Genomic DNA, 25396 nt, shown 5'->3' on the forward strand with positions numbered 1-25396 from the left:
CCTAAGCCATTGTCCTTGGACCCGTTCGAGGGAACGACTCCCGCGACCGGCTCCGTGGCGGGGGTACGACAAAGGTCGGGCGTCCTTTCCCAAGGCGGCCCGACCTTTTCTTCGCATCGCCGTCGGTCTTCCCCAATTGCGGCTGCGCTGTGCAGCTAGAAGCGGATGATGCTCCGGGCGATCGCCCCGGTTTCCTGGCGCTCATATGCCTCGTTGATCTGCTCCAGCCCGATCTCCTGGGCAATCAGGTCATCGAGGTTCAGCCGGCCCTGCAGGTAGAGCTCCGCGTAGTAGGGGATGTCCTTGCGGATGTTCGAGGAACCCATGTAGATCCCGTGCAGTGAGCGCTGCTTCACCAGCAGGTCCATCATGACGCTCAGCTCCAACGGCTTGCCCTGCGGGATGCCGATGAAGTGCACGTCGCCTCCGGTGCGGGTCACTTCGATGGCCTGGCGCTGGGTGGCACCCAGGCCGATGGCTTCAAAGGCGTGGTGCACGCCGCGGCCGGTGATTTGCTGCACGCGGGCGACAACATCTTCCTCGGCGCCGTTGATCACATGGGTGGCACCGAACTTGCGTGCCAGCTCCAGCTTTTCGGGTTGCAGGTCGATGCCAATGATGGTGCGGGCCCCGGCCAGGCGGGCTCCGGCGACCAGGTTCAGGCCGATTCCGCCCAGGCCGACCACCGCCACGCTCTGCCCGGGCGCCACCTTGGCCGAGTTCAACACGGCGCCCACGCCGGTGGCCGTCGCGCAGCCGAGCACGGCGGCCTGGGCGAACGGGATCTCGGCGGGGATCCTCACCAGCTTGTTCTGGTGCAGCACGGTGAACTGGGCAAAGCCGGCAACGCCGAAGGCCTCCACTCGCTGTCCGTCTCGGCTCAGGCGTGCCGGGTCCTGCGGGCTGCGCATGACCGCGCCCGGATTCAGGCAGCGGTAGGTGGCGCCGGCTACGCATTCCTCGCAGACGCCGCAGAAGCTGATTTCGCTGCCGATGACGTGGTCGCCAACCTCAAAATCGGTGGCCTCGGGACCCAGCTTGACTACGACGCCCGCCATTTCGTGGCCCACAACCATGGGCAGTGGCCTTCCCCGATCCATCGTGGCAACGATCATGTCCGAGTGGCACAGGCCCGCGGCCTCGACGCGGACCAAGACCTCCGCACCGCGAGGTTCGTCGATGTCCAGGTCCTCAATCTCGAATCCCGCTCCAATGGCGTTAATGACTGCTGCACGCATGGCACTCCCTAAGTTTGCAGAACTCTACTTATAATGCATAGTTTCCACTAGTATATTTTCATATGTGGTCCGTGTCACCAACTCGACCGATTATTTCTTGAAGGGAACTCCATGAAAGCTGCAGTGGTCTCCGAAGTGAAGGGTGCCTTTGAGGTACTCGAGATAGCCATCGACAATCCGGCGCCGCAGGAAGTGTTGATCGACGTGCGGGCTAGCGGACTCTGCCACTCCGACCTGCACGTGGCAAGCAACGACGTGGGCTTCCCGATGCCCGCCGTGCTGGGACACGAAATCTCTGGCGTCGTGGCGGCGCTCGGTTCCGCGGTCACGGGCTTGGCGGTGGGAGACCACGTGGTGACGTCCCCGGTGCACTCCTGCGGAGCCTGCTCCTCGTGCCGGGCCGGCCGGCCCTACCAGTGCCGGGTTCCCTCGCACACCAACAGGGCGCCGGGTACAGCCCCGCGGCTGAGCCTCGATGGCCGCGCCCTGACCCAGTTCATCGGCGTCGGCGGATTCGCCGAGCAGGTACTGGTCCACCAAAACACCGTGGTGCCCGTCCCCCGCGAGATCCCCTTTGACAAGGCCGCACTGCTCGGCTGCGGCGTGGTGACCGGTGCAGGGGCCGCAATCAACACCGCCCGCATCCGCCCAGGCGACACCGTGGTGGTGATCGGTGCTGGAGGCGTGGGACTGAACGTCATCCAGGGTGCACGGCTGGCCGGCGCCTCACGCATCATCGCCGTCGACCTGCAGCCGGCCAAGCTGGAGCTGGCGACCGTATTCGGCGCCACCGATGTCATCAACGGCGGCGACTCCGACGCCGTGGCGGAGGTGCTGCGGCTCACCGGCGGCGGCGTCACGCACGCCTTCGAGGTCATCGGACTGAAGCGGACCACCGAACAGGCGGTGGCCATGCTGGAGGTGGGCGGCACCGCCTACCTGATCGGCGTCCACCAGCCGGGTTCCACCATCGACATCACCCCGTTCGGCGACCTCATGGGCAAGCAGAAGGGAATTCGCGGTGTGGCGATGGGTTCGAGCAATATCGCCATCGATATTCCCATGTACGCAAACCTGTATCTCCAGGGCCGCTTCAAGCTCGACGAGCTGGTGTCCTCCCACATCGGCCTGGACGGGATCGAGCAGGGTTACCAGTCCCTGCGTTCGGGCGCGGTGGCCCGAAGTGTGATCACCAGGTTTTAGGAGTAATCGGCGCGGGTCCATACTCCCAGTGTGGATTCTCACGTTCGGTCCAACCCAGATGGGTTTCAACATTCAACTGCAGAAACCAAACCCTCGAGCAGGGAACTCTGCCAAGCATTACCTGCCAAATCAAGATACGGCACCCGGGGAGTTCTTTTGTTCGACGAAAAATCAACGCCGGGAAGGCAACGACAATTGCCGCCAGCCACTATGCCGGTCACGGCTGCTATGCCAGTTGCCCCCTCTGGGCGGTCGCCAAATGCTCCCGCACCTGGGGTAACGTGTACTGCAGTAGGACATCCACGAGCACAAAGGATCGACACAAATTGGGCACACAGGTCGAAGCTTCAACAATCAAGGCAGGCCAGCTGTTCTCAACTGCCGATTTTCACATTCCTGACTTTCAGCGAGACTACAGCTGGACCGTAGACGCGGAAGTTTCGGACTTCTGGAATGATTTCTCCAAAGGAATAGATAACCCTCCATACTTCTTAGGCCTTCTAATACTCACAGACGAAGAGAATGTAAAAACGGTAGTCGATGGACAGCAAAGAATTGTTACCCTCACGCTACTGGCAAATGCCATAAGAAAAGCAGCAATGGCGCGTAACAAAATTCTTGTCGCAGACAGCATGCGAGATGTTTTTTTATTCGCAATAAATTATGAAACCGACTCTAGGTCACCACGAGTTGACTTCGCATCGAAACGCGATCACTCAACTCTGGAAAAGTTGTTGAATCGCGAAAGTACACGATCAAACACAAATAATTTAAATCAGCGACTTATCGACGCCCAAATCTTTTTAGATAATCAACTTGAATCTGATCTTGATTCAGGCGACGAATCAGCACGTTTAGGCAAATGGGCGCATTTTCTTTCAAACGGTTTAACATTCGCTGTATTCGAACATCCAGACCGAAACGCAGCGTACAAAGTATTTGAAGTGGTCAATATGCGCGGCAAAGATCTCACTCCTGCGCAACTGATTAAGAGTTATGTCATAGGATCCGCTGGTCCTGAAAATCAAAAAACTTCATACGACCGATGGACGGCGCTCGAAGAACCGTTCCTGGAAATTGGTGCAGATTCTCAGTTTACTCAGTTTATCCGGAATGTTGTGACATTGCGTCACGGATATGTAGAACCGCGGGATCTCTACCAGGCAATAAACGAGAACTACAAGGACAGTTCCGGTACAAGTAAGCTATTGACCGAGCTTGAGGCCCAAATTGATCTGTATCTCCAGATGGTCAATCCAGTATTTGATACCGCCGACGATCAGCTTAAAGCATTCCTAGTTTTAGACGCGTTGGGCTTGCGGACAATACGACCCATCTTCCTAGCCATCGCAAAAGCTGCAAATCGGGACAAAGGATTCGAGGCACTGCTTCGTGTAATTGTTCCCCGTATCGTGACTGGAACTTTTGGCACAGGCAGTATCGAACGTAAATTTTCGGATGCGGCAAAGACAATTTTCAACGATGGAGATTGGCAAGCTGGTATCCAAGGTCTAAACGAGCTTATTCCAACCAAGAATGAGTTTACCGAACGCCTCCAGTCTCGACCGCTAAATAAGGGCGTCCAACACGTAATTCGGGCTTCTGTCTTCCAGGATACGCCGCTGCCAGTAATTGACGGGTATTTACACCAGATTCGGCCCAGAAAAATAGAAGACTGGCCAGACTTCACTGACGAAGACTACAGAGTACTCGGCTCAACCATAGGCAATAGCTTCATCGCGCAACTCGATCGCAGGCCACGGGGGTCAAACTCGGAAGAGGGTGTAATCGAAAAATTGCTGCCAATGGCAATGTCGTATGAAGATCCCTCATTGAGGACATCCAAGGGATGGTCGGTGGATGATGTGCGCAACCAAAATGCCGATATCTCACGTCTAGCGGCCGAGGTTTGGTATGAGTGAATCTGCGGTGAACCCAAACTTGGATACAGTGATAGATTGCGTCTCACGGAATATTGGTGAGCTTAATTGGATTGATCCAGTTAGGCTGCACACGGAGAATAAGATTCCTAAAGAGTGGTCAGCAATTGGGTTTGACACAAACGCACTCAAGCAGCTTCGCCGATTCCCTTCGGACAAAAGAACTTCAATTCTGACATATCTTCAGAGTAAAACCGTTCCGATGATTCTCCCCGCACAAGCGATTCAGGAATACTGGAATAATCATGGAATATTCACCAAGGACGTCCAAAATCTCGAGAATGATACGAAAAAACTTGCGGTCCGTTACGGTAAACTGACCACGAATTCAGCCTCAAGATCCAAGCTTGAAACAATGGCTGCCCAAGTAGCATCTCTGGCCGACGATGTGGCTGACTCTCAAAATCCGCATTTATTGAAGGAATCCGTGGATCTTTGGAATTCACTTCTGCCGGACGCTATCGTCTCCCACGTCCCTCGAGAAAAAATATTTGCCATTGGGGAAAGTCGGTTCGCTTCCGGCATTGCCCCCGGTTTTGCCGACGATTCGAAGAAAGCGAATAGACTTGGTGATTTTTATGTTTGGTCGGATTTCTTATTGGGGTTAAAAAACTTAAACCTGAACGTCGACGATAAAATAAAATCCACTGTGGTTTTCGTTACGGATGACGCAAAAGAAGATTGGATGACATCGCAGATTCCTCACCCTACATTGCTTGGTGAGGTTTTCCTCCTCACGGGACGCCCCCTGCTAATTCTACGAATGGAACAGTTGCAGAATATCGTGGCTGGCTAGCGCGAAGATTTTATACCTGAGACTTTTGAAGATAGTAAAACAATTCGTCGGAACTTATTTCATTTATTTATCAGCATTTGAATAACTGGATACCGTCATCTCACTTGCGACGTATCGACATCGACATCGACATCGACAATATTCTAGTTCCTCAGATGATCCATCTCTTGTCTCAGCTGTCGCGGCTCCATGTGTTAAACCGCGCTCGGGTTTAAGGACGCGGCCTTGTTACGGACTTTTCGCCGCTTGTTTTTTCAGTCAATCAACCCGGCGAATTCTCCTAAAATAGCCCCCTATCCCTCGCGGCACACTTGCAAGTTAGCCAAAGCTGGCAAATAGGCCGAATATTGTATGCTCAGCATACGCTTCCGACCGCCCGTTTCGCGGCTGCCCCAGGACTCAGCCGAACGACGTGATGACGCCGCGGGCGACCCCACCTCCAGTGCGCAGCAGGTCGAACCCGACGTTGATTTCGTCGAGCGAGAATTCCCGGGCAACCAGGGCATCGAGGTCCAGTTGCCCCGCCAGGTATTGGGCCACGTAGCGCGGCACGTCCCGGCGCGGGGCAGAGGATCCCATGTACAGGCCATGCAGCGAGCGCTGCGGGGCAATGATGTCCGCCATCGCGTCGATCTGGAGCGTGCTGCCGGGCCGGTGCAGTCCGATCAGGTAGGCATCGCCGCCGGTGCGCGTCATCCGAAGCGCTTGGAGGCTGGTTGTCGGCAGGCCAATCATCTCGAAGGCGTGGTCCACTCCCCCACCGGTCAGTTCAAGGACCGCCGCAACTGGATCGGTCGCGGTGGCATTGATGATGTCGGTGGCTCCGAAGGAGAGGGCCAACTCAAGCTTGTCGGCAGCAAGATCCACCGCGATGATCCGCCCGGCGCCGGCAATGCGCGCGGCGTTGATGGCATTGAGCCCCACACCGCCTGCACCGATCACCACGACGCCCTGCCCCGGTTCCAGCCTGGCGCAGTTGAAGACGGCGCCGGCGCCGGTCAACGTGGAACAGGCAATGACCGCGGCCTGGGCGAAGGGGAAGGATTCCGGGATCGGGACCACTTGGTTTTCGTGGACCAGAGCCAGCTCGGCAAATCCGCCAAGTCCGAAGACCTGGGTCACCGGCGACCCGTCCTGTTCCAGCCGCGGGGACTCGGTCGGCTGCCGCAGGGTGTGCGACCGATTAAGACAGCGATGCCCGTCCCCGGAGAGGCAGTCGGCGCAGCGCCCGCAATACTGGATCAGCGTGGCCACCACGTGGTCACCCACGGCAATGCCGGAAACCCTGTCGCCAATTTCGCGCACGACCCCTGCGATCTCGTGGCCCAACACCGCGGGCGCCGGGATGCCAAGATTGGTGGAGGCCAGATGCAGGTCGGAGTGGCAGAGACCGGCGGCTCGGACCTCGATGAGCACCTCGGCCCCGTGCGGGGAAGAGACCTCGATGCCCTCGATGGCGAAGGTGCCATCGAAGTCGCGAACCACCGCGGCGCGCGAGATGTAGCCGCCCACGCCCTAGTTCTTGCGCAAGCGGTGCAGGATTCGGGCGCGCGCTTCCGCGAAGCGCGGATCGGCCTTGGTGTCGACTTGGTCGCGCGCCTCGCCGAAGCCCGTCACGATCTCATCGACCACCGTTGCCGGCTTCTCGGCGATCACCACGACCTTGTCGGCCAGGTAGAGCGCTTCGTCGATGTCGTGGGTCACCAGCAGGATCGTCACGCCCAGGTCCTGCTTGAGCTTGATCACCAGATCTTCAAGGTCGAAGCGGGTCTGCGCGTCGACGGACGCGAAGGGCTCGTCCATCAGCAGCACCTTGGCGTTGTACGCCAGGGCGCGGGCGATGGCCACGCGCTGCTGCATCCCTCCGGACATTTCCCACGGGTACTTGTCTCCCTGACCCGCCAAGCCGACGGCGGCAAGGTTCTCATCGGCGACGCGCATCCGGTCGACCTTGTTCATGCCCCTGCCCTGCAGCGGGAAGGCCACGTTGTCGCGGGTGGTCATCCACGGCATCAGCGAGCGGCTGTAGTCCTGGAAAACCACGGCAAGGTCGGGGTGGGGACCGGTGATTAGGGTGCCTCCGACTTCGATGGTGCCGGCCTTGGGGCGCAGCAAACCCGAGAGGCAGCGCAACAGCGTGGTCTTGCCGACGCCTGAGGGTCCGACAATGGAAATGAACTCGCCGGTGTTCACATCGAGGTTGAGGTCCTCAAGGATCTTGTTCTCCGCGGCACCCGAGCCATAGCTCATGGACATGCCGCGGACCTTCATCAATTTGGTGTCCTGGCCGTGTTGGACGTTGGCCTGTACCTGGGCTGTCATGGCGTCTCCTTGGTCTTTGTGTAATACGAGTGGGGGCATTGCCCGGGTCACTGGGATCCGGAGGCGTGGTACCAGCGCAGCACGCGACGTTCAACCAGGATGAACAACATCGAGATGATGTAGCCGATCACGCCGACCAGCAGGGCGCCGGCCCAGGTTTCGGGAACTTGGAAGGTTGCCGAGGAATTCAGGATGTAGAAGCCCAACCCCTCGATCGAGGCAAACATTTCGGAAACCACCATCACGGTGATCCCGATGGGCATCGCCACGCGGATGCCCGCCACGATCTGCGGCAACGCCGAGGGAAGGACCACCCGACGGAAGTGCAGCATCGGGGGGATGCGGTAGACCTTGGAGAACTTGCGGATGGTGGGCTCCACGCCCAGCACGCCGTCGATGGTGTTCAGCAGGATCGGCCACATGCAGGCGAAGGCAATGGTTCCCATCTTGGGTCCCTGCCCCATGCCGAACACACCGATGATCATCGGCACCAGCGCTGCCTGGGGCACCGAGCGGAAGAAGTTGATGATCGGATCCACGATCCGTCGCAGCCATCCGACCTCGCCCAGCAGCAGGCCGATTCCAATGCCCAGCACCGCCGCAATGAACAGGCCGACGAAGAGATTGGTCAGCGAATAGATCGCCCCTGCGAGGATCACCCCGTTGCCCAGGTCCCGGACCAGCACGGTCAGGATTTGTTCCAGGGACGGGATGAAGAAGTTGGTGCTTCCGGCCGAGAGCACCCACCACAGCACCATCAGGACCACGATCAACCAGGTGGCCTGCAGGATCTTCTTTCCCGGTGCGCCGGTGGTGCGCACCTTGCGCTTGGCGCGCGGTTCGACGGCGTTCAAGGTCGCGTTAGTCATTTTCTTGCCTCTTCCAAATCAGTAGGCGATTCTCGCAGCGCTGGAGGATCGCGGCCAGTGCCCAGCCGACAAGTCCCGTGAAGAACAGGTAGGCGAATGCCAGGTCCCAGCGTTGGGCCTGCTGCATCAGCGTGATCTGGCGTCCGACGCCGGGAGCCTGGCTGATGACCTCGACGCCGACGGCAACCAGCAGCGAAATCGAGGCTGAAATCCGCACGCCAGTTGCAATGAACGGCAGCGCCGAAGGCAACAGGACGCGGCGGAAGCGGAGCATCGGCGGGATGCGGTAGACGGCGACGGTATCGGCAACCGCCGCATCCTGGCGTCGGGCGCCGTAGATGGTCTGGACCATGACCGGCCACAGGCAGCTCAGCGCCACGATGACGATTTCCATGCGGATGTTGGAGCCCAGCAGCATGATGACAACCGGCATCAGGGCCAGCACCGGGAAGGAGCGGCCGAAGTCGATCAGGATGCTGGTCGACCGGTCAAGGAAACCAATGGATCCAATGAGCAGGCCGAAAAGGACACCGATGACGGAGGCTATGGCCCAGCCGGCCAATGCCGCAGTCAACGTCCTGCCCAGCGAGGCCCAGAAGGCCGGGCTGACAAAGGCCTCCGCAATGGCTTCCAGGATCTGGCCGACTCCGGGGAGCATCGAAGGCATGGTTCCGCTGGCGATAACTAGCCACCAGATGCCCAACAGGATCGCGATCGCCGCTAGTCGCTGGACCAGCAGCTTACCCGGCGTGGTCAGGGTCTCTTTCATGGTCTACCTCAGAATGGTGGTGGGACGGCGGGTCGCCGGCGTTCCGGGGGTACCGGAACGCCGGCTGCTCGTTCGGTGGTTACTTGGCGTCGGCCGAGTCGCGGCGCGGGGCCTCGGCCCACAGCACGTCGTCAACGGCAATGGACTTTTCCAGCAGGCCGAAGTGCACCATCGCATCGATGCCGGCCTGGGCCTCGGCCACGTTGAAAGTCACGTCCGCGGGAACGAAGGCCTTCGGAGCCTTGGCGACGTCGATCTGGTTGACGGTGGCGTTGACTTTCTGCACCGCTGCCAGGTTGGCAGGGTCGGAGTAGAAGTCCACGGCCTCGGTCATCGCCGCGGTGAACTTCTTGGCGGGCTCGGCTCCCTCGCCTGCCAACCAATCCTTCTTGGCGGTCCAGACGGTCACCGGCATGTTGCCCTGGTACTCGCGCACCGGGTTGGAGATCGATACGAAGCCCGCATCTACCATCTGGTGGTAGAAGGAGTCTGCCGGGACCACTGCGTCAACGGTGCCCTGTTCAAGGGCCGCCTGCATGCCGGCGTACGGGATGGCGACTTCCTTCACGGAATTTACGTCGATGCCCGCGCCCTCAAGTGCCTGCAGCACGGGAATGTCGCCACCGGACTTCACCCCGACCACGCCGATGGTCTTGCCCGCCAGCTGTTCAAGGGCGGTGATGCCGGAATCCTTGTCCACCAATACGCCCGAGTTCTCGGCCTTGTCATCGACCAGGCCGTTGCCGCCGATGACACTGACCGGCACGCCCTTGGCCGCCGAGGTCGCCACGTTGATCCATGAACCGATGGCGATGTCCACGTCGCCGGATACAACCTGGGCAAGCAATGCGGCCGGGTCCGCGCCGCTGACGATCTCGACGTCGAGTCCGTGCTTCTCGAACATGCCCTGTTCCTCGGCGAGGTATGCCGTTTCGAACTGAATCGGAGCCACCGCGACGCGCAGCGACGTCTCCCCCGCCGCACCGGTGGCGCCTGCGGCGGTGTCGGTGTCACCACCGCAAGCGGTGAGGCCTGCGACGGCCAAAGTTGCCACGGCAAGGCCGGATGCGGCCCTGGCCAAAAATGTGTGTCGAGTGTTGCCCACGGTATGTCTCCTCAGCGAGATTCCTGGCCCTGCGGCCAGCGAGTTGTAGTGCCCCGTCATTCGGTGGGGCGGTGGGATGGGATCCCAAGTCGACGAAATTTAGAATGCATTCCGTTTGAGACAATATATCTTTAGTATGATTATGTGGCAAGCTTCACACCGGAGGCACTTTTCCCGACCTGCCCGACACTTGGACCGACGACGCTAGGAATCCCACGATGACCACCACCGACACCAGCACGCACGACTTGGCCAGCGAATTGCGCACGCGGCTTCTTGCCGAGACGCTTCCGCTCACCATTGGCGGGAAGTCCGTCACGGGGCGGGGAGAGCCGTTGGTCGTTACGGACCCATCCACCGGCCGGCAACTGGCCATGACCGCCTCGGCCACGGCCGCTGATGTCAATGAGGCAGTGGGCGCCGCCCGCGCGGCCTTTGAATCGGGTCCATGGGCCGAGCTGTCGCCCAGCCGGCGCCAGCACCTGCTGCACAAGTTCGCCGACGCCCTGGAAGAGAACCTCGACGAACTGGCGATGCTCGAGTCGTTGAACTGTGGCAAGCCCTATGCGGTGGCCCGCAACTTTGAATTGCCGCAAGGAATCGACATCCTGCGCTACCACGCAGGCTGGGCGACCAAGCTCAACGGGGAAACTCGCGACGTCTCGCTGCCGGGAGCATGGCATGCCTACACGCTGCGCCAGCCATTGGGCGTGGCCGGCCTGATCGTGCCTTGGAACGTGCCGTTCACCATCGCGTTGTCCAAGATCGCCCCTGCGCTGGCCTCGGGCTGCACGGTGGTGCTCAAGCCCGCCGAACTGACCCCGCTTACTGCGGTGAGGGTCGCGCAGATTGCCCTTGAGGCCGGAATCCCGGCGGGCGTGCTCAACGTGGTCCAGGGCCTGGGTCCGGTTGCAGGACAGGCACTTGCTGACCACCCGGATGTGGACAAGGTGTCCTTCACCGGTTCGACAACGGTGGGGAAGCGGCTTCTCGCCTCTGCCGCGGGCAACCTCAAACGCCTGAGTCTGGAACTCGGTGGCAAGTCCCCGGTGGTCATCTACGCCGATGCGGATCTGGGCAAGGCCATTCCGGGCGCCGCCATGAGCATCTTCGCCAATTCGGGCCAGGTCTGTGCGGCCGGCTCCCGGCTCTACGTTCACGAGGATGTCGCCGAAGAGGTAATCGCGGGGATCGCCCGGTTCGCCGAGTCGCTGACCGTCGGTTCCGGTCTGGATCCGGCCACCCAACTTGGTCCATTGATCTCCGAGCAGCAACGTGAGCGCGTCATGGGCTACATTGCCGCCGGCGTCGCTGCCGGCGCCGAACTGGTCACTGGCGGCACCATGGCGGAGGGAGAGGGCTTCTTCGTCGCACCGACGGTGCTGCGCAATGTGGGTGCCGACATGTCAATCGTGCGCGAGGAAATCTTCGGCCCGGTTCTCTCGGTGAGCACCTTTGGCGACGAGGACTCCCTGGCCGAGGTGTTACGCCGCGCCAATGACAGCGATTACGGGCTGAACTCGATCATTTTCACCCAAGACATCTCGCGCGCGTTGCTCTTTGCCAAGCGCATCCAGGCCGGCAACGTCCGGGTCAACACCGGTTCCGGAATGGACGCCAACATGCCCTTCGGCGGCTTCAAGCAATCTGGATGGGGCCATGAAAACGGCCGCGAGGGTATCGAGGCCTACACCTCGATCAAGTCGGTCACCGTCAAACTGGACTAGCATTCACGCCCACGCACAACGACTACCCGGGTTCCCCTCAAATCGAGGCGAACCCGGGTAGTCGCATCTTCCTGCAGGCCATGAAACGGGCAATTTGCTCCCGGATCCTGTCCAGTCTTGTTTCAAGGCCGGATTTCGTGGCAGAAACCTACCCGCAACCAGCGCTCATGCGCATCGGTCCCCGAGTTTCGAGGCGTGCAGACTGCATCGCTATGCGGGAAAGGCCACGGCACAGCAGTGTGCCCCGGCGTCCACACGATTATTCGGACCGACACCGGGGCGCTATTGCTGGGCGCTAGGCGCCAACCATTGCCGACAATCCCGTGGCCTTGGACGAGAGCGAGGAGAGCAGTTTCGCGCGTTGGCCGAAGGGTGCGATGCCGGCGACGTAGCGGTCGGGCCGCACGAGCAGGATCATGTCTTTTGCGTCGCTGAAGATGCCGGAGATGTCCGTCGCGATCGAGCTGGCCCCCCTGCCGTCTTCGATAGTGAGCTGGTCGCCTGGGCCGACTTCGATCAGGCTCCACCCGTTGGAGAGCATGTCATCGAGCGGGACTTGCTTGTGATCGGCGTCCAGCACCATGGGTTGGGGCAGAGAACGTCCGATGAGGGTGGCAGCCTTGGCAGGCACATCAGGGGCGGGAGCGGCTACGGTCCCCTCCACGTAGTGCGGTTGCTTGAGGAATTTCATCCGGGTGAGCCAGGCGTTCAACGGGGGGATGGCGCGGGTGCCGATGACCACGACGTCTCGGATGCGCGTGATGACCGGGTTGGTGTTCATCACGACCCAGCCGATGCGCTTGGAGAGTTTGACCATCTCTGCGGCGTGGGGTCGGCGCTCGGTGGCGTAGTCCTCGAGGAGCGCGTCCGTTCCTTCGCCCTTGACGTGGGCCGCCACGCGCCAGACGGCGGATGCGGCATCGCGAATTCCGGCATTGAGGCCTTGTCCGGCGAAGGGCGGCATCAGGTGTGCGGCGTCTCCGGCCAGCAGGACCCGCCCGACACGATATTTTTCGGCGATGCGCTGGTGGGCGGTGTAGACGGTGGCCCGGCGCACCGTGACCCTGGAGACGTCTTGATAGGGGGACACCAGTTCGGCGATCGAGGACGTCGTGGTCATCTCGGACTCGTCCTCGCCCTCGAAGAGCATGAATTCGTAGCGTCTCCGACCGCGCACGCCGGGCACGACGACGGTGGGGCGGGTGCCGTTGCAATGGAAGGACGCGAAGGGCTCGGGGTCCCCGGGCACGTCAAGCAGGTCCACGACGATCCATTTTTCCACCTGGGTGGATCCCCCCAGCCCGATGCCCAATTCGCGTCGGGCAAAACTTCGGCCCCCGTCGCAGGCCATGACCCACGAGGCGTTGATGACCAGTTCTGTTTGAGGGGCGTCGGCGGCCGGAGCGTGGTCGGTTCCGGTGTCTCCGGCAACGACGCCGGAGACACCGCGGTTCCGGTGGCCGCGGCGCACCGCGGTCACCGTGACACCGTCGGGGTGTTGGGCGATCGAGGTGGCCTCGGTGTTGAAGTGCAGTTCGATTCCGGCGCGTTCGGAGGCCGCCTCGAACAGCAGGCCTTCCATCACGGGCTGGTCGAACTGGGACTTGCCGGGCTGGCCCAGACGTGGGTTGCCCGGGCGCACGTCCGCAAGGATCTTGCCGCCGCGCCCGTAGTACCTCGCCCCGGTGTCCATGAGCATTTCCGGGGCAAGACGAGGCATGATGCCGATTTGCTGCATCACCCGCAGCGTCTCATCGGTGGCACTGATGGCCCGCGGCTCATCGCCGGACCCCCAGTGCTTCTCGATCAACGCCACGGACAATCCCTGATCCGCCAGGAGGTTCGCCGCGGTCAGGCCGGTCGGGCCCGCCCCGATGACCAATGCGTCGACATCGATGCGCTCTGCCATGCTTTGCTCCTTATGCCCGGATGGTTCCGGTGCCTAGTTGGCTTCGTCGACGACCGTGTTGCGCAAGGTGCCAAGGCCGGTGATTTCGACCTCGACCACGTCGCCGGCGTTGAGCAGGCCACCCTCGCCCCAGAAGAGGCCCACGCCGCCGGGGGTGCCGGTGACGATGACGTCGCCCGGGTTCAACTTGGTGAAGCCGGTGACATATGCCATCAGCTGCGGGATGGTGAAGTACAGGTCCGCAACCGAGGCCTTCTGCCGGGTCTCGCCGTTGACGCGGGTTTCAAGGGTCAGGTTGTTGACATCCCCCAGGTCGGCCGCGGGAACCAGGTATGGGCCGAACCCGCCGGTGGACGGGAAGTTCTTACCGGGGATCCACTGGCTGGCGGCCTTCTGCCAATCGCGCACGGAGAAGTCGTTGTAGCACGCGTACCCGGCAATGTGGTTCCAGGAGTCCTCCTCGGAAACGTGCCAGGCCTCCTTGCCGATGACCAAGGCCATTTCGCCCTCGTAGTCGAACTTGGTGGTGCTGGTGGGCTTGACCGCGTCGACGAGGTGGCCCATCTGGGTGTCCGCGAAGCGCGTGAACACCGTCGGGGCGGTCTGCCCGGTCTTGCCCGATTCTTCCTGGTGGGCGCGGTAGTTCACGCCGATGCAGATGATCTTGCCGGGGTTGGTCAGCGAAGGCAGGAAGGTGACCTCGGATTCGGGACGTGCGGGTGCCCCGTCGATGTCAAGGTCGGTACCGAAGATGCCCGTTTCAATCGATTCGCGCATCGTTGCGGCAAGGTTCAGGCCGGTGGGGCCCAGATCGTAGGTGGTCTCGTCGATGACCAGACCCCAAGTCTCGGAACCGTCGGTGGCAAGGAAGGATGCATATTGCATGGATTTCGGCCTTTCAGCTCAGTGTTGTTTCAAGGTTTTTGGGGAGGCCGTGTGCCAGTTGCCTGGACGTCGATCCTCCGTGGGCTTAGCGGAAAGTCTTCAACTCGGTGACCGAGGGGATCCCGAACGTGCGGAAGTCGTCGGTGCGGCGGTTGGACCACATGTTCCACCAGTTCTCATCCTCTGCCCAGATCACCGGTTCGCGCTCGTCGTCGTAAATCTGCTCGAGGTCGGTGTAGAGCTCGACGACCGCACCGGAGGTTTCCACGTAGTAGGCGGCGATATTGTGGCCGGCGCCGTGGCGGACCGGACCCCAGATCAATTCGCGCCCCGCGCGCCCCAGGCGGTCGCCCAACTTGGCCAAATCGGCGATGGACTGGACCTGCCAGGCGTGGTGATGGAAGGTGCCACGGCCGCCAATCAGGGCAATGCCGTGGTGGTCGGCATTGCAGCGCATGAAGTAGGCATAGTCGTCGCCAATGACATCGGAAAGACGGAAGTCGAAAATACGGCGCAGGAACTCCATCATGCCGCGGGGGTCCCGCGGATGGAAGTTGATGTGTCCGTAGCGGTCCGGGCCAAACCCCTGCAGTCCTGGGTCGCTGACCTGCATGCCGGTGTAGATCTCGAAGATCCAGCCTTCAGGGCCGATGAAACTGAAGCCGTCCTGAACGCCGGCGCTCACGGCGGTGTCCGAAACAAACGTGAGGTTTTCATTCTCGACGCGGCGACGGATCTCCCGCAGCGCATCGCCGTTGCGCGCGATCAGGCCAATGGACTGGATGCCGTTGACTTCCGACTCCACGTACACCAGCTCGTGGTGAACAGCGTTGGCTGCCAGGTAGACCTCGTTCTCGGTGCGTTCGGTGACGCGCAATCCCAAAAGTTGCGTGGCGTCAAAGATGGACCCCTCGATGTCATTGGTCTGAATGGACACATGGCCCATCTCTCTAATCAATCCCCAGGCCATGGCCCACCTCTCCGCAATGAATGTCAAGAAAACATTATCATGCAAAGAATAGATTATCTAGAGACAAATGCAACGAAACGGAAGGGGCTCTCTCGACGCATCAACCCACCAGCCCCGGACAAGCAACTGCTGTACTGTGAGTGGGAGTTGCCCGGCCGCGCCTTACCGATTGCGAGATCAAGTGTCCAAGAAGAAGCCGTCGTCCTCCTCCAAGACCAAGCAGGGACATCCCGCACGTTCTGCGGCAGCCGGGCAGATCGTCAGCATTGACGAATTCCGCGCCCGAAGCACCGGCGACGATGCGTCGGCACGCTTCATGAAATGGGTCCGCGCGAACACGTCCCTGACGGCAATTGGTGATCCGTTGCCGATTCTCCATGGATTCCTCGAGCACTACCGGCGATTTGGCGGTGGTCCCGACACCACGTCCCTGGAGGCCTCCCCCATCGCAGCCGCCTTGGCCTGGTATCTCACCGAAGACCAGGAAAACGATCTCGAGTTCGTCTTGCACGTCGTCATGGGATACCTGTTGTTCCCGGACGACTCGGACCTCTGGAGCGGCAGCGAAGCGCAGTTCGAAGCGGCCCAGTCGGCAATTCTGGAAATCATCGACGAACGATCCGATGCCGCATTCGATGACAGGGTCTTCGAGGTACCCGCGCTAAGCCGCAAGCAAACTCTCGCTGGACTTCTCGAATTGCCGCTTTCAAGACGTCTCCAAGCATTCATGGAATGGTTTGGCGATAAACGCGATGTCTCCTCAAAAGGTGTTTTGACGCGCAAGGACATCCAAGGCGCAGCAGCGGCCCTTGATGTAGCAGCGGTGGGGGTGCCCACTGCTCCGACCATGTTCACCCCCGGAGACGGCGAACCGCTGCGCGTCACCACGGCACAGGACGTTCCCCGCCTGGACCTGTACTGGGAAGCCTTGGTCCAAATCGGGATCATCGAGCTGGGCGCACGCCGGGCGACGCTGCACAACCCTTTGGCGGCAACCACCGGGTCGGATCGCGAAGACTTGCTGATGCATATCACTCGCGATCTCGCACTCTGCCTCTATCTCCGTTTTACGGCCGTCGATGAAGAACACGAAAATGAGGACGCCTTCGATGAGGATCTGACGGACGAAGACGTTGCAGGCATCCTCATGACTTCGCTGCTCCTGGATGCGGGGATCGAGGAGGGATATTCGGTGGCGCACCTTGAAGTGGCCCTTGAGTCAACCACCGGCGACGACCAAGTCGACTTCATGGTCGCCCAACTGGCCTTGGATTTATTGTGCGGCGAGGGCCTGGTGCTGCGCGATACGAGCTATCGGATTCCGCCGGTGCTCAAGAAAATGATTGCCTACGCCATCGCCGAACCGGCGGGCCTTGAAGTCAACTATGCGGACCACATGGACGCGGATGACCTCAGCTATCTGGGTGCCGGCGACTGATTCCATCCGTGCGGACGCCGGGCGTCTGTGGACGGGACACTGTCTTCACTCGGGCCACCGCAATACCGGCGCGACCATGGCGAGGTGGGTCGACCGGCTAGTTTGCGCCCTCGGGAGCCACTGCCGTGACCAACTCCTGAAGCTCTGGAACCCGCGCCGCGGATTCCAGCGCCGAGTGGAGCACCGCGTCGTGCGTCGGGTGGGCCTCAGCCAGGAGCTTCTTTCCAGCGGCAGTGAGCTCGGTGTAGATTCCCCGGCGGTCATCCGTGCATAGGATGCGTGTCAACAGGGCGCGGTCCTCGAGCCGCGTCACCAGCCGGGTCGTGGCGCTGCTCGACAGTGCGGCGGCGCGGGCAAGCTGGGCCATGCGCATATGCCAACCGTCCTGCCGACTCAGGGCATCGAGCACCGTGAATTCGACAACGGAGAGGCCGTGCTTGGCCTGCAGTGCGCGCTCAAGCTCGCCCTCGATGAGGTTGTGCAATGCGGCGAGCGTGCGCCAGCCCTGCGCGCGGACCTGTACGGCATCGTCCTTGATCCCCATGGAGACCCCTCCTCGTTCAATCGTCCGCTCCAGCATATCACCTTGCGCCCATATAACGCGTGTGCAATCATTGCGTTAGCACTTAGTTGCACACGCAACTATTGATGCGGGGAAATCCTTCGCATCTCATTTCAACCATCACACACCGAAGGTTCACCATGCCCGCAGCTCTATACGCCCTCGCCCTGGGCGGCTTTGGAATAGGCTTGACCGAATTCGTCATCATGGGTCTCCTGCCGGAAATTGCCGTGGATTTCGGGGTCACCGAAACCGCCGCCGGCTATCTCATCTCCGGTTATGCCCTCGCCGTGGCCATCGGCGCCATCATCCTCACCGCGGTCTTCAGCCGGCTGGACCGCAAGAAGTCATTGCTGTTCCTGATGCTGCTCTTCATCATCGGAAACCTCCTGAGCGCCACGGGCCCGACTTACGAACTGGTCATGGTCGGCCGCATTGTCGCCGCCCTGTGCCACGGAGCGTTCTTCGGAATCGGTTCCGTCGTGGCCGCCGACCTGGTGCCCGCGAACAAGCGTGCCGGCGCCATTTCGTTCATGTTTGCCGGGCTGACCATCGCCAATGTCCTGGGCGTACCCTTCGGCACGCTGTTGGGCCAAGCCGCGGGATGGCGTTCGACGTTCTGGGCCATCACGGCCATCGGCGTCGTCGCCTTCGTTGGCATCTTGGTTCTGGTGCCGGGCAACCTGGCCCGGTCGGGCAACCAGGGAATCTTCGGCGAATTCAACATCTTCCGCAGCCCGCAGGTCTGGCTGTCCATGTTCGTGACCATCTTGGGATACGGCGGCATGTTCGGCGCCTTCACCTATATTGCATTCACCCTCACCGGTGTCAGCGGCTTCGCCGCCAGTTCCGTTCCTTGGCTGCTGGTGCTCTTCGGGGTCGGGCTCTTCGTGGGCAACATCCTCGGGGGCCGCGCCGCGGACCGAAACCTGGCGGTCACGCTGATCACCGTGCTCTCGGTCCTCACCGTCGTCCTGGTGGCCTTCGCGCTCACCGCCGGCAACCAGATCGCCACCATCATTGCCCTGGTGCTCATGGGCGGCATCGGCTTCGCCACCGTTCCGGGACTCCAGATGCGCATCATGAACCATGCCGCCCACGCACCCACCCTCGCCTCGGGCGCCAACATTGCCGCCTTCAACGTGGGCAACGCGCTGGGTGCCTGGGTCGGTGGGCTGACGATCGCCGCGGGCCTTGGCTACACCTCTCCCCTGTGGGCCGGCGCGGGGATCACCGTTGCCGGACTCGCCGTCATGCTTATCGCGACCCGCGTCCGGGGCGGTGAATACTCCACGTCCCGGGCCACCGCCTCGGAACCCGTATCCGTCGGCTAGGGCCACAAACTCCCCACCCCCAACATCCCCGTTACCTGCAATCCAAGGAGCACCCCCATGAGCACCTCAACAAACACCATCCCAACCATCGCCCTCAACGACGGAACCACCATGCCGCAGCTGGGCTACGGCGTCTTCCAGATCCCGGATGACCAGACCACCGCGGCAGTGGCCACGGCATTGGAAACCGGATACCGCAGCATCGACACCGCCGCCATCTACGGCAACGAGTCCGGAGTTGGCCGCGCCCTGGACGAATCGGGCCTGCCGCGCGAGGAACTCTTCGTGACCACCAAGCTCTGGCTGGCCGACCTGGGCCGGGCCTCCGCCCGCGACGCCCTGGCCACGAGCCTGGAGAAGCTCGGCCTGGACCATGTGGACCTCTACCTGATCCACTGGCCCGGCACCGACACCGCCGCTTACCTCGAGTCCTGGCAGGCACTGGAGGAACTGCGTTCCGAGGGGCTGACCCGGTCCATCGGTGTCTCCAACTTCCTGCCCGGACAGCTTGACCACATCATCGAACTCGGAGGCACGGTGCCCGCCGTCAACCAGGTGGAGCTCCACCCCTTCCTGCAAAACCGCGAAACCGCCGCGGTGAACCGCGCGCACGGCATCGCGACCGAGGCCTGGAGCCCGCTGGCCCAGGGTGCCGTGCTGGATGACCCGGCAGTGCTGGCCGCAGCGGCCGTCCACGGGGTGACCCCTGCACAGGTGGTCCTGCGCTGGCATCTGCAGGCCGGCAACGTGGTGATCCCGAAGTCGGTCACCGCCTCGCGCATGGCCTCGAACCTGGACGTGTTCGGGTTCGACCTGGACGCCGACAGCATCGCGGCGCTCGATGCGCTGGATCGCGACGGGCGCACCGGGCCCTTCCCGGGCACCTTCAACGGCTAGGTTTCTGCGCAACCGACCAACAACATGTGGCCCGTGGCGGCCCCCGACTCCTGCCCCGCTGAAACGCGAGATACTGGAAGACATGGAACCCGTCCTGCTCGTGATCCCCGGATGCCCGAATTCCGCCACCGCCAAGGAACTCTTTGATACCGCGCTCAGGCTCGAGGGCATCGAGCACACTGTGCGCGTGCGGGAAATCAGCACCGAGGACGAGGCCGCCCTGCATGATTTCCACGGTTCGCCGAGCTTCAGCTTCAACGGTACCGACCTCTTTGAATCCGACGCCGAACCCGCGGTGGCCTGCCGTGTCTACGGCACCCCGGACGGGTTCGCGGGCCAGCCGACCCTGGACGCCCTGCGTCAGGCCATTCGGGCCACTCGCTCCTGATTCACCCAGGACGCACCGAAGCCACCCGCATTCACGTTGGGACGCGTGAATACGGGTGGCTTCCGTGCCGGGAACGACACCGGCGAACCGATCGAGCTAGGCGTCGACCAGATCCTTCTTGTCGTCGTCCGCTTCCTTGGAATTCGTGCTCTTGGCATCCTCGGCCTGCGGGGCCTTGCCGTTCCAGGCGTGGCCCTGCTCGTGGTCCAGGTGCGTGGTCTCCTTGTTCTTCAGCGCGAAGATGTACACCAGCAGCGAGATCCCGATGGCCACGGTGACGTAGGTGAAGAACAGGTCAACGCGCTCGGCCTTCTGCAGCGCGGCACCGATCAGCGGGACGGTTCCGCCGAAGAGCGAGTTCGCGATCGCGTAGCCCAGGCCCACGCCCAAGGCGCGGATGGAGGCCGGGAACAGCTCGGCCTTCACCAGGGCGTTGATCGAGGTGTAGCCGCCGACAATCAGCAGGCCGCCGGGCATCAGCAGGAAGGCGAAGACCGGGTTCTGGGTCTTCGACAGCACCGAGAGCAGCGGCCAGGTGAACAGCACGCCGGTGATGCCGAACCAGAGCAGCAGCGGCTTGCGTCCGACCTTGTCGGAGATCATGCCGTAGACCGGCTGCAACAGCATGAAGATGAACAGGGCCCAGAAGTTGATGACCGAGGTCTGCGTCTTCTCGATGCCCGAGGTATCGTTCATGAACTTCAGGATGAAGTTGGTGCACGTGTAGAAGGCAACGATGCCGCCCAGGGTAATGCCGATGCAGATGAGCAGCGGCTTCCACTACTTGGTGAACAGCAGCTTCATGGTGCCCGGCTGGGCCTCGCCGGCAACGCCCGGCTTGTTGGCCGCGGCCACCTGCTCGGCGGAGACGGTTTCCTCCATGGTGCGGCGCAGCCACAGGACCACGAGGACCGCGACGCCGCCGATGGCGAATGGAATGCACCAGCCCCACTCGGTGAGCGTTTCATTGCTCATGGTGTTCTGCAGGATGACCAGCACCGGCAGGGCCAGCATCTGGCCGCCGATCAGGGTCACGTACTGGAAGGAAGAGAAGAACCCGCGGCGCTTGGAGGTCGCGGCCTCGGACATGTAGGTGGCGCTGGTGCCGTACTCGCCGCCCACGGAGAAGCCCTGGACCAGGCGCACGAGGACCAGCAGGACCATGGCCCACATGCCGATGGCTTGCTGCGTCGGCAGCAGCGCGATGGCGAAGAAGCCGGCGGACATCATGGTCACCGACAGCGTCAGTGCCGCCTTGCGTCCGTGGCGGTCGGCGTAGCGGCCGGAGAACCACGCGCCCACCGGGCGCATCAGGAACGAGGTCGCGAAGACGGCCATGGCTTCCAGGCCGGCCTGCAGCTCGTTGGTGGCGTTGAAGAAGTGCGACTGGAAGTACACGGCAAACACCGTGTAGACGTAGAGGTCAAACCGCTCCCCGAGGTTTCCGGCCGAGCCCTTGAGGATGTTGCTGACAGCCCTACGGGTTGCCGCCGCCTCGTTTGCATCTTTGGTGCCGGCACCGGGTCTCGGTGCCTTGTTCTTGCTGTCCACGGCAGGTTGTCCCATGGTTCCTCCTCTTGCATTGAGGCCCCGCAAATCACCGCGGGCCTCAACCGAGGCATTCGTGAGACACGTTACAACCAACGTGAGAGCGGATTCCTAACACTTCCTTAGGAGTCCGTCAGGGGTTCCGGAGCGGCCACGATGGGGAAGCGGGCGGGACGGGAAACGCGAAGAAATGATACTCTCCAAGACGGGCGCAAGATGCATTAGCGGGCCGTGAACCACGATTTCTTACGACACAATCCACGAATCAAGGGACCCTTCCATGGACGTACTCATCGTAGAGGATGACGACTCCATGGGCGCGGCACTCACCGCCGCGGTGAAGTCCACTGGCCACGGTGCCACGAGGGTCTCCCGCGGCACCGACGCGTTGCTCAAGCACCGCGATTTCGACGTGATCCTGCTGGATCTGGGGTTGCCGGACATGGACGGTCTCGAGGTGCTGCGCAAGCTGCGTCAGGTCACCCAGTCCCCCATCCTGATCCTCACGGCCCGCGACGACGAACGCTCGGTGGTGCTCGGGTTGCGCTCTGGCGCTGACGACTACCTGATCAAACCAGTCAAGCTCGCGGAACTGCTCGCCCGCATCGAGGCAGTCACCCGGCGCACCATGCCCGCCGGCGGACGCAGGAACCCCAGCATCCAGATTGGGGAGCTGGCCATCGACCTCGACCGCCGCGTGGCCGAGGTTGCCGGAACCGAGCTGTCCCTGACGCCCACCGAATTCGACTTGCTGTCCCTGTTGGCCCGCAATGCCGGTTCGGTGGTCACCCGCGAACAGATCCTCGACTCCCTGTGGGGAGATGCCTTCCTGGCTTCCTCACGCTCGCTGGATGTGCACCTGACCGGGCTGCGCTCCAAGCTTTCGCTACCCGGATTCATCGTCAACGTCCGCGGCGTCGGCTACCGGATCGAGGCCGACCCGCAGTGAAGCTGCGCGTCCTGAGCGTGCTGGTGCTGCTGTTGGTGCTGCTCGTGTCCAACGTGATCCTCTCCTCCGCGGGACGCGAGGTGACCCAGCAGCTGCAAATCAACCGCGCCGCCTCGCTGAACCGGATCGCCCAGCTCGCCTACGACGCGGCCAACGACGGGGACACCACGGTGCTGCGGCGGGACATGGAAACCTACTCCGGCCTCTACTCCGAGGGCCTGGTGGTGCGCCTGCAAACCGGCACGCTGGCCTCCGGAGGGCTGGACCCCGAGCGCCCGGACGTGCGCGATGCCCTGGGGCGGGCCTCGCTGAACCTCGCCGACACCACGCTGGACCCCGTCAGGCCCTTCGGCACCGGCAACGAGGTGATCTCCCGGTCCTTCGGCAGCGCCAGCCAGGTCCTGGGCGAGGTCGTCATGGAGGTCAACCTCGATGCCGCCCGGGATAAGCTGCGCTACCGCTGGCTGGTCACCGCCATTGCCGCCATCGCGCTGGCAGCGGTGTTGCTGCTGCTGGCGGGCAGGGTCACCGGCTGGGTGTTGCGCCCCGTGCAGCGCCTCGGCGCCGCGGTGCGTGAATTCAAGGACACCGGCCACACGCCGCCACTGCCGGAGGCCGGCCCCCCGGAGCTGCGCGAGCTCTCCCGGTCCTTCACCGACATGGCCACGACACTGGGTGAGCTCATCACCTCCCAGCGCCAACTCATTGCCGACACCTCCCACCACCTGCGCAACCCGATCGGGGCGCTGCGCCTGCGCGTGGACTTGCTGTTGCTGGAATTGCGGAATGAGAAGGAGCGTGCCGCCGGGGCCGGGGTGCTGGCGGAGCTCGAACGGGTCGAGGAAATCCTGGATTCGGTGCTCAGGCTGGCGGTGGCCGAACACCGGGTGATCGAGGATTCGGCCGGCGCCTCCCCCGAGGTCTCCGAGGGCCCCGGCTCCGGGAGCGTCAACGCCTTCGTGGTGCTGGCCGAAGAAGTGGACCGCGCCCGGCCCGCCGCCCTGGCGGCCGGATCCGAGCTGGTCCTGGCCACGGCGAGCGATCCCGGCGCGGAGCTCGCCTGCAGCCGGATCGAACTGGCGCAGATGCTCGGCGAGCTGCTGAACAACGCCATCAAGTACGCGCCTGGGGCGCAGATCACCGCCTCGGTGCGGACCCGGGGTTCGGCCACGCTGATCGAGATCGCCGATACGGGCCCGGGCCTGGAGCCCGAACAGCTGGCCGCCGCCACCACCCGCTTCTGGCGCGCCCCCGAACACTCCTCGATCCGCGGCACCGGCATGGGCATGACCATCGTTGACAGGCTGGCCACCGCAAACGGCGGTCGCCTGGTGCTGGGGCCCAACGAACCGAGCGGCCTGCGCGCCCGCATCGAATTCGACGCGCCACCCACCGTCCCCGTGCAGGGGGAAGCCTCATGAACGCAAACCCCGCTAGCGGCCTCCACCCGTCGCGGCGCAGCGTGCTGCGCGCGGCCTTCGCGGCCGGGACGATCTCCCTGCTGGCCGCGGCACTCGCCTCCTGCGTCTCCGGACCACGCCGCGAAACCATCGTCGTCGCCGGCGGGGAACCCGGCGGCTTCTACCTGGAATTCGCCACGCTGCTGGCGGCCTCCCTGCAACGGCACCAGGTGGCCCGCACCGCCACGGTCAACCCCACCGGCGGCAGCCTGGACAACGTCGCGCAGCTGCTCTCCGGCGAGGCGACCCTGGCCGTCGCGCTGGCCGACGCCGCCTCGCTCGAGGGTGGCCCGCAAGGCAAGCACCCCGGGCAGATCGCGGCGCTGGGCAAGGTCTACCAGAACTACGTCCACGCCGTGGTGCGCAAGGACGGTTCCATCACCTCGCTCGATGACCTGGCCGGGCGCACCGTGGCGGTGGGCATGCCGGGCTCCGGCACCTCCTTGATCACCCCGCGCCTCTTCGAGGTCGCCGGCCTGAAATCCGCCCCCGCCGGGACACCGGCCGCGGGCCGGGACGTCATCGTGAAGGCCCTGGGACTCAACGACGGGGTCGCCGCCCTGGCCGCCGGAGAGGTCGACGCGCTCTTCTGGTCCGGCGGGGTGCCCACCGCCGCCATCGCCCAGGCCCACACCGAATCCGCGTTCGCCCTGCTTGACCTCTCCTCCCTGCTCCCCGGACTGCGGGAGAGGTATGGGGCCTTCTACGACAAGGTGCTGATCCCCGGCGACAGCTATCCGGGCATCGACGCGGTGTGGACCATCGGGGTGGCCAACCTGCTGCTCTGCCGCACGGACCTGGACGCCGAGACGGTGCGGCAAACCGTGGACCTGCTGGTGGGGCATGCCGATGAGCTGATTCCGCGCTCGAGCGTCGGGGTGCAGTTCCTGAGCCCCGATTCGCTGATCAACACCGCCGACGTGCCGCTGCACCCTGCAGCCGCCCAGGCCTACCGGAAGCTCCACGGGTAGCACTGCACGGCCGGCAGCTTCCGTCCGGAAAGCGAAATCGCTCCGTGCAGGCCTGCCCCGGTGGGGGCAAACGTGCGCGGAGCGATGAGCGGATGTTTTGCTTTCCCGCGACGCGT

21 protein-coding genes and 1 pseudogene are annotated in these 25396 nt (G+C 62.7%); 11 read left to right on the plus strand and 11 right to left on the minus strand.

Annotation, left to right across the window (positions count from 1 at the left end; all coding sequences use genetic code 11):
• Positions 1–155 precede the first annotated feature (155 nt).
• Positions 156–1238, minus strand: coding sequence for a Zn-dependent alcohol dehydrogenase (locus tag OIU93_RS08080; protein ID WP_264269579.1), 1083 nt, complete (start codon positions 1236–1238; stop codon positions 156–158).
• 111 nt (positions 1239–1349) lie between these two features.
• Between OIU93_RS08080 and OIU93_RS08085 the strand changes: the two genes are divergently transcribed.
• From OIU93_RS08085 to OIU93_RS08095, 3 genes are all read left to right on the plus strand, one after another.
• Positions 1350–2441, plus strand: coding sequence for a Zn-dependent alcohol dehydrogenase (locus tag OIU93_RS08085; protein ID WP_264269580.1), 1092 nt, complete (start codon positions 1350–1352; stop codon positions 2439–2441).
• 326 nt (positions 2442–2767) lie between these two features.
• The gene (locus tag OIU93_RS08090) at positions 2768–4363 is read left to right on the plus strand and encodes a DUF262 domain-containing protein (protein WP_264269581.1); all 1596 of its coding nucleotides are present in this window, start codon (positions 2768–2770) and stop codon (positions 4361–4363) included.
• Entirely contained in the window at positions 4356–5177 is an 822-nt protein-coding gene (locus tag OIU93_RS08095) for a PIN-like domain-containing protein (RefSeq protein WP_264269582.1), read from the plus strand. Before OIU93_RS08090 ends, OIU93_RS08095 begins: the two co-directional genes overlap by 8 nt.
• 399 nt (positions 5178–5576) lie before the next feature.
• Here the strand turns inward: OIU93_RS08095 and OIU93_RS08100 are convergent, their stop codons facing one another.
• The 5 genes from OIU93_RS08100 to OIU93_RS08120 all read right to left on the minus strand — a co-directional run bounded on the left by OIU93_RS08100 (position 5577) and on the right by OIU93_RS08120 (position 10242).
• Positions 5577–6689: a zinc-binding dehydrogenase gene (locus tag OIU93_RS08100; RefSeq protein ID WP_264269583.1), complete on the minus strand. Its 1113-nt coding sequence runs from the start codon at positions 6687–6689 to the stop codon at positions 5577–5579.
• 3 nt (positions 6690–6692) lie between these two features.
• The gene (locus OIU93_RS08105) at positions 6693–7499 is read right to left on the minus strand and encodes an ABC transporter ATP-binding protein (protein ID WP_264269584.1); all 807 of its coding nucleotides are present in this window, start codon (positions 7497–7499) and stop codon (positions 6693–6695) included.
• Positions 7500–7546: 47 nt separating this feature from the next.
• Complete coding sequence (locus OIU93_RS08110; RefSeq protein ID WP_264269585.1) at positions 7547–8368, minus strand: ABC transporter permease; 822 nt, start codon at positions 8366–8368, stop codon at positions 7547–7549.
• Positions 8361–9137 (minus strand): ABC transporter permease, encoded by a 777-nt coding sequence (locus OIU93_RS08115; RefSeq protein ID WP_264269586.1) that lies wholly within the window; start codon positions 9135–9137, stop codon positions 8361–8363. The genes OIU93_RS08110 and OIU93_RS08115 overlap by 8 nt, the downstream gene beginning before the upstream one ends.
• Before the next feature lie 79 nt (positions 9138–9216).
• On the minus strand, positions 9217–10242 hold the full coding sequence (locus OIU93_RS08120) for an ABC transporter substrate-binding protein (RefSeq protein ID WP_264269587.1): 1026 nt from the start codon (positions 10240–10242) through the stop codon (positions 9217–9219).
• A gap of 218 nt (positions 10243–10460) precedes the next feature.
• On the opposite strand from OIU93_RS08120, the gene OIU93_RS08125 reads away from it, so the two are divergent.
• Positions 10461–11969, plus strand: a complete 1509-nt coding sequence (locus tag OIU93_RS08125) for an aldehyde dehydrogenase (protein ID WP_264269588.1) — start codon at positions 10461–10463, stop codon at positions 11967–11969.
• A 295-nt stretch (positions 11970–12264) separates the two neighbouring features.
• On the opposite strand, the gene OIU93_RS08130 is transcribed toward OIU93_RS08125, so the two are convergent.
• The 3 genes from OIU93_RS08130 to OIU93_RS08140 all read right to left on the minus strand — a co-directional run bounded on the left by OIU93_RS08130 (position 12265) and on the right by OIU93_RS08140 (position 15760).
• Positions 12265–13878, minus strand: a complete 1614-nt coding sequence (locus OIU93_RS08130) for an FAD-dependent monooxygenase (protein WP_264269589.1) — start codon at positions 13876–13878, stop codon at positions 12265–12267.
• A 33-nt stretch (positions 13879–13911) separates the two neighbouring features.
• Complete coding sequence (locus OIU93_RS08135) at positions 13912–14763, minus strand: fumarylacetoacetate hydrolase family protein (protein WP_264269590.1); 852 nt, start codon at positions 14761–14763, stop codon at positions 13912–13914.
• Between the two features lie 85 nt (positions 14764–14848).
• The gene (locus tag OIU93_RS08140; protein WP_264269591.1) at positions 14849–15760 is read right to left on the minus strand and encodes a VOC family protein; all 912 of its coding nucleotides are present in this window, start codon (positions 15758–15760) and stop codon (positions 14849–14851) included.
• 154 nt (positions 15761–15914) lie between these two features.
• Here OIU93_RS08140 and OIU93_RS08145 point away from each other — a divergent pair, with 154 nt between their 5' ends.
• Positions 15915–17171, plus strand: a complete 1257-nt coding sequence (locus OIU93_RS08145) for a hypothetical protein (RefSeq protein ID WP_264269592.1) — start codon at positions 15915–15917, stop codon at positions 17169–17171.
• Positions 17172–17268: 97 nt separating this feature from the next.
• On the opposite strand, the gene OIU93_RS08150 is transcribed toward OIU93_RS08145, so the two are convergent.
• A complete protein-coding gene (locus OIU93_RS08150) occupies positions 17269–17715 on the minus strand; it encodes a MarR family winged helix-turn-helix transcriptional regulator (protein ID WP_264269648.1) in 447 nt (148 codons plus the stop codon).
• 158 nt (positions 17716–17873) lie between these two features.
• Here OIU93_RS08150 and OIU93_RS08155 point away from each other — a divergent pair, with 158 nt between their 5' ends.
• The 3 genes from OIU93_RS08155 (at position 17874) to OIU93_RS08165 (ending at position 20352) form a co-directional block, all read left to right on the plus strand.
• On the plus strand, positions 17874–19067 hold the full coding sequence (locus OIU93_RS08155) for an MFS transporter (RefSeq protein ID WP_264269593.1): 1194 nt from the start codon (positions 17874–17876) through the stop codon (positions 19065–19067).
• Positions 19068–19124: 57 nt separating this feature from the next.
• The gene (locus OIU93_RS08160; protein ID WP_264269594.1) at positions 19125–19964 is read left to right on the plus strand and encodes an aldo/keto reductase; all 840 of its coding nucleotides are present in this window, start codon (positions 19125–19127) and stop codon (positions 19962–19964) included.
• A gap of 82 nt (positions 19965–20046) precedes the next feature.
• Positions 20047–20352 carry a hypothetical protein gene (locus OIU93_RS08165; protein ID WP_264269595.1) on the plus strand — a complete coding sequence of 102 codons (306 nt, stop codon included), beginning with the start codon at positions 20047–20049 and terminating at the stop codon, positions 20350–20352.
• A gap of 96 nt (positions 20353–20448) precedes the next feature.
• On the opposite strand, the pseudogene OIU93_RS08170 reads toward OIU93_RS08165, so the two are convergent.
• Positions 20449–21918: pseudogene (locus OIU93_RS08170) on the minus strand (MFS transporter).
• A 262-nt stretch (positions 21919–22180) separates the two neighbouring features.
• Between OIU93_RS08170 and OIU93_RS08175 the strand changes: the two are divergent.
• Genes OIU93_RS08175 through OIU93_RS08185 form a run of 3 tightly spaced genes read left to right on the plus strand, consistent with a single transcriptional unit; the run spans position 22181 to position 25280 of the window.
• Entirely contained in the window at positions 22181–22849 is a 669-nt protein-coding gene (locus OIU93_RS08175) for a response regulator transcription factor (protein WP_264269596.1), read from the plus strand.
• Positions 22846–24270 carry a HAMP domain-containing sensor histidine kinase gene (locus tag OIU93_RS08180; protein ID WP_264269597.1) on the plus strand — a complete coding sequence of 475 codons (1425 nt, stop codon included), beginning with the start codon at positions 22846–22848 and terminating at the stop codon, positions 24268–24270. The genes OIU93_RS08175 and OIU93_RS08180 overlap by 4 nt, the downstream gene beginning before the upstream one ends.
• Positions 24267–25280, plus strand: coding sequence for a TAXI family TRAP transporter solute-binding subunit (locus tag OIU93_RS08185; protein WP_264269598.1), 1014 nt, complete (start codon positions 24267–24269; stop codon positions 25278–25280). The genes OIU93_RS08180 and OIU93_RS08185 overlap by 4 nt, the downstream gene beginning before the upstream one ends.
• Positions 25281–25396: the final 116 nt, after the last annotated feature.

It is taken from the genome of Paeniglutamicibacter sp. ZC-3, assembly GCF_025847175.2.
In the GTDB taxonomy this organism is placed as follows: Bacteria; Actinomycetota; Actinomycetes; order Actinomycetales; family Micrococcaceae; genus Paeniglutamicibacter; species Paeniglutamicibacter sulfureus.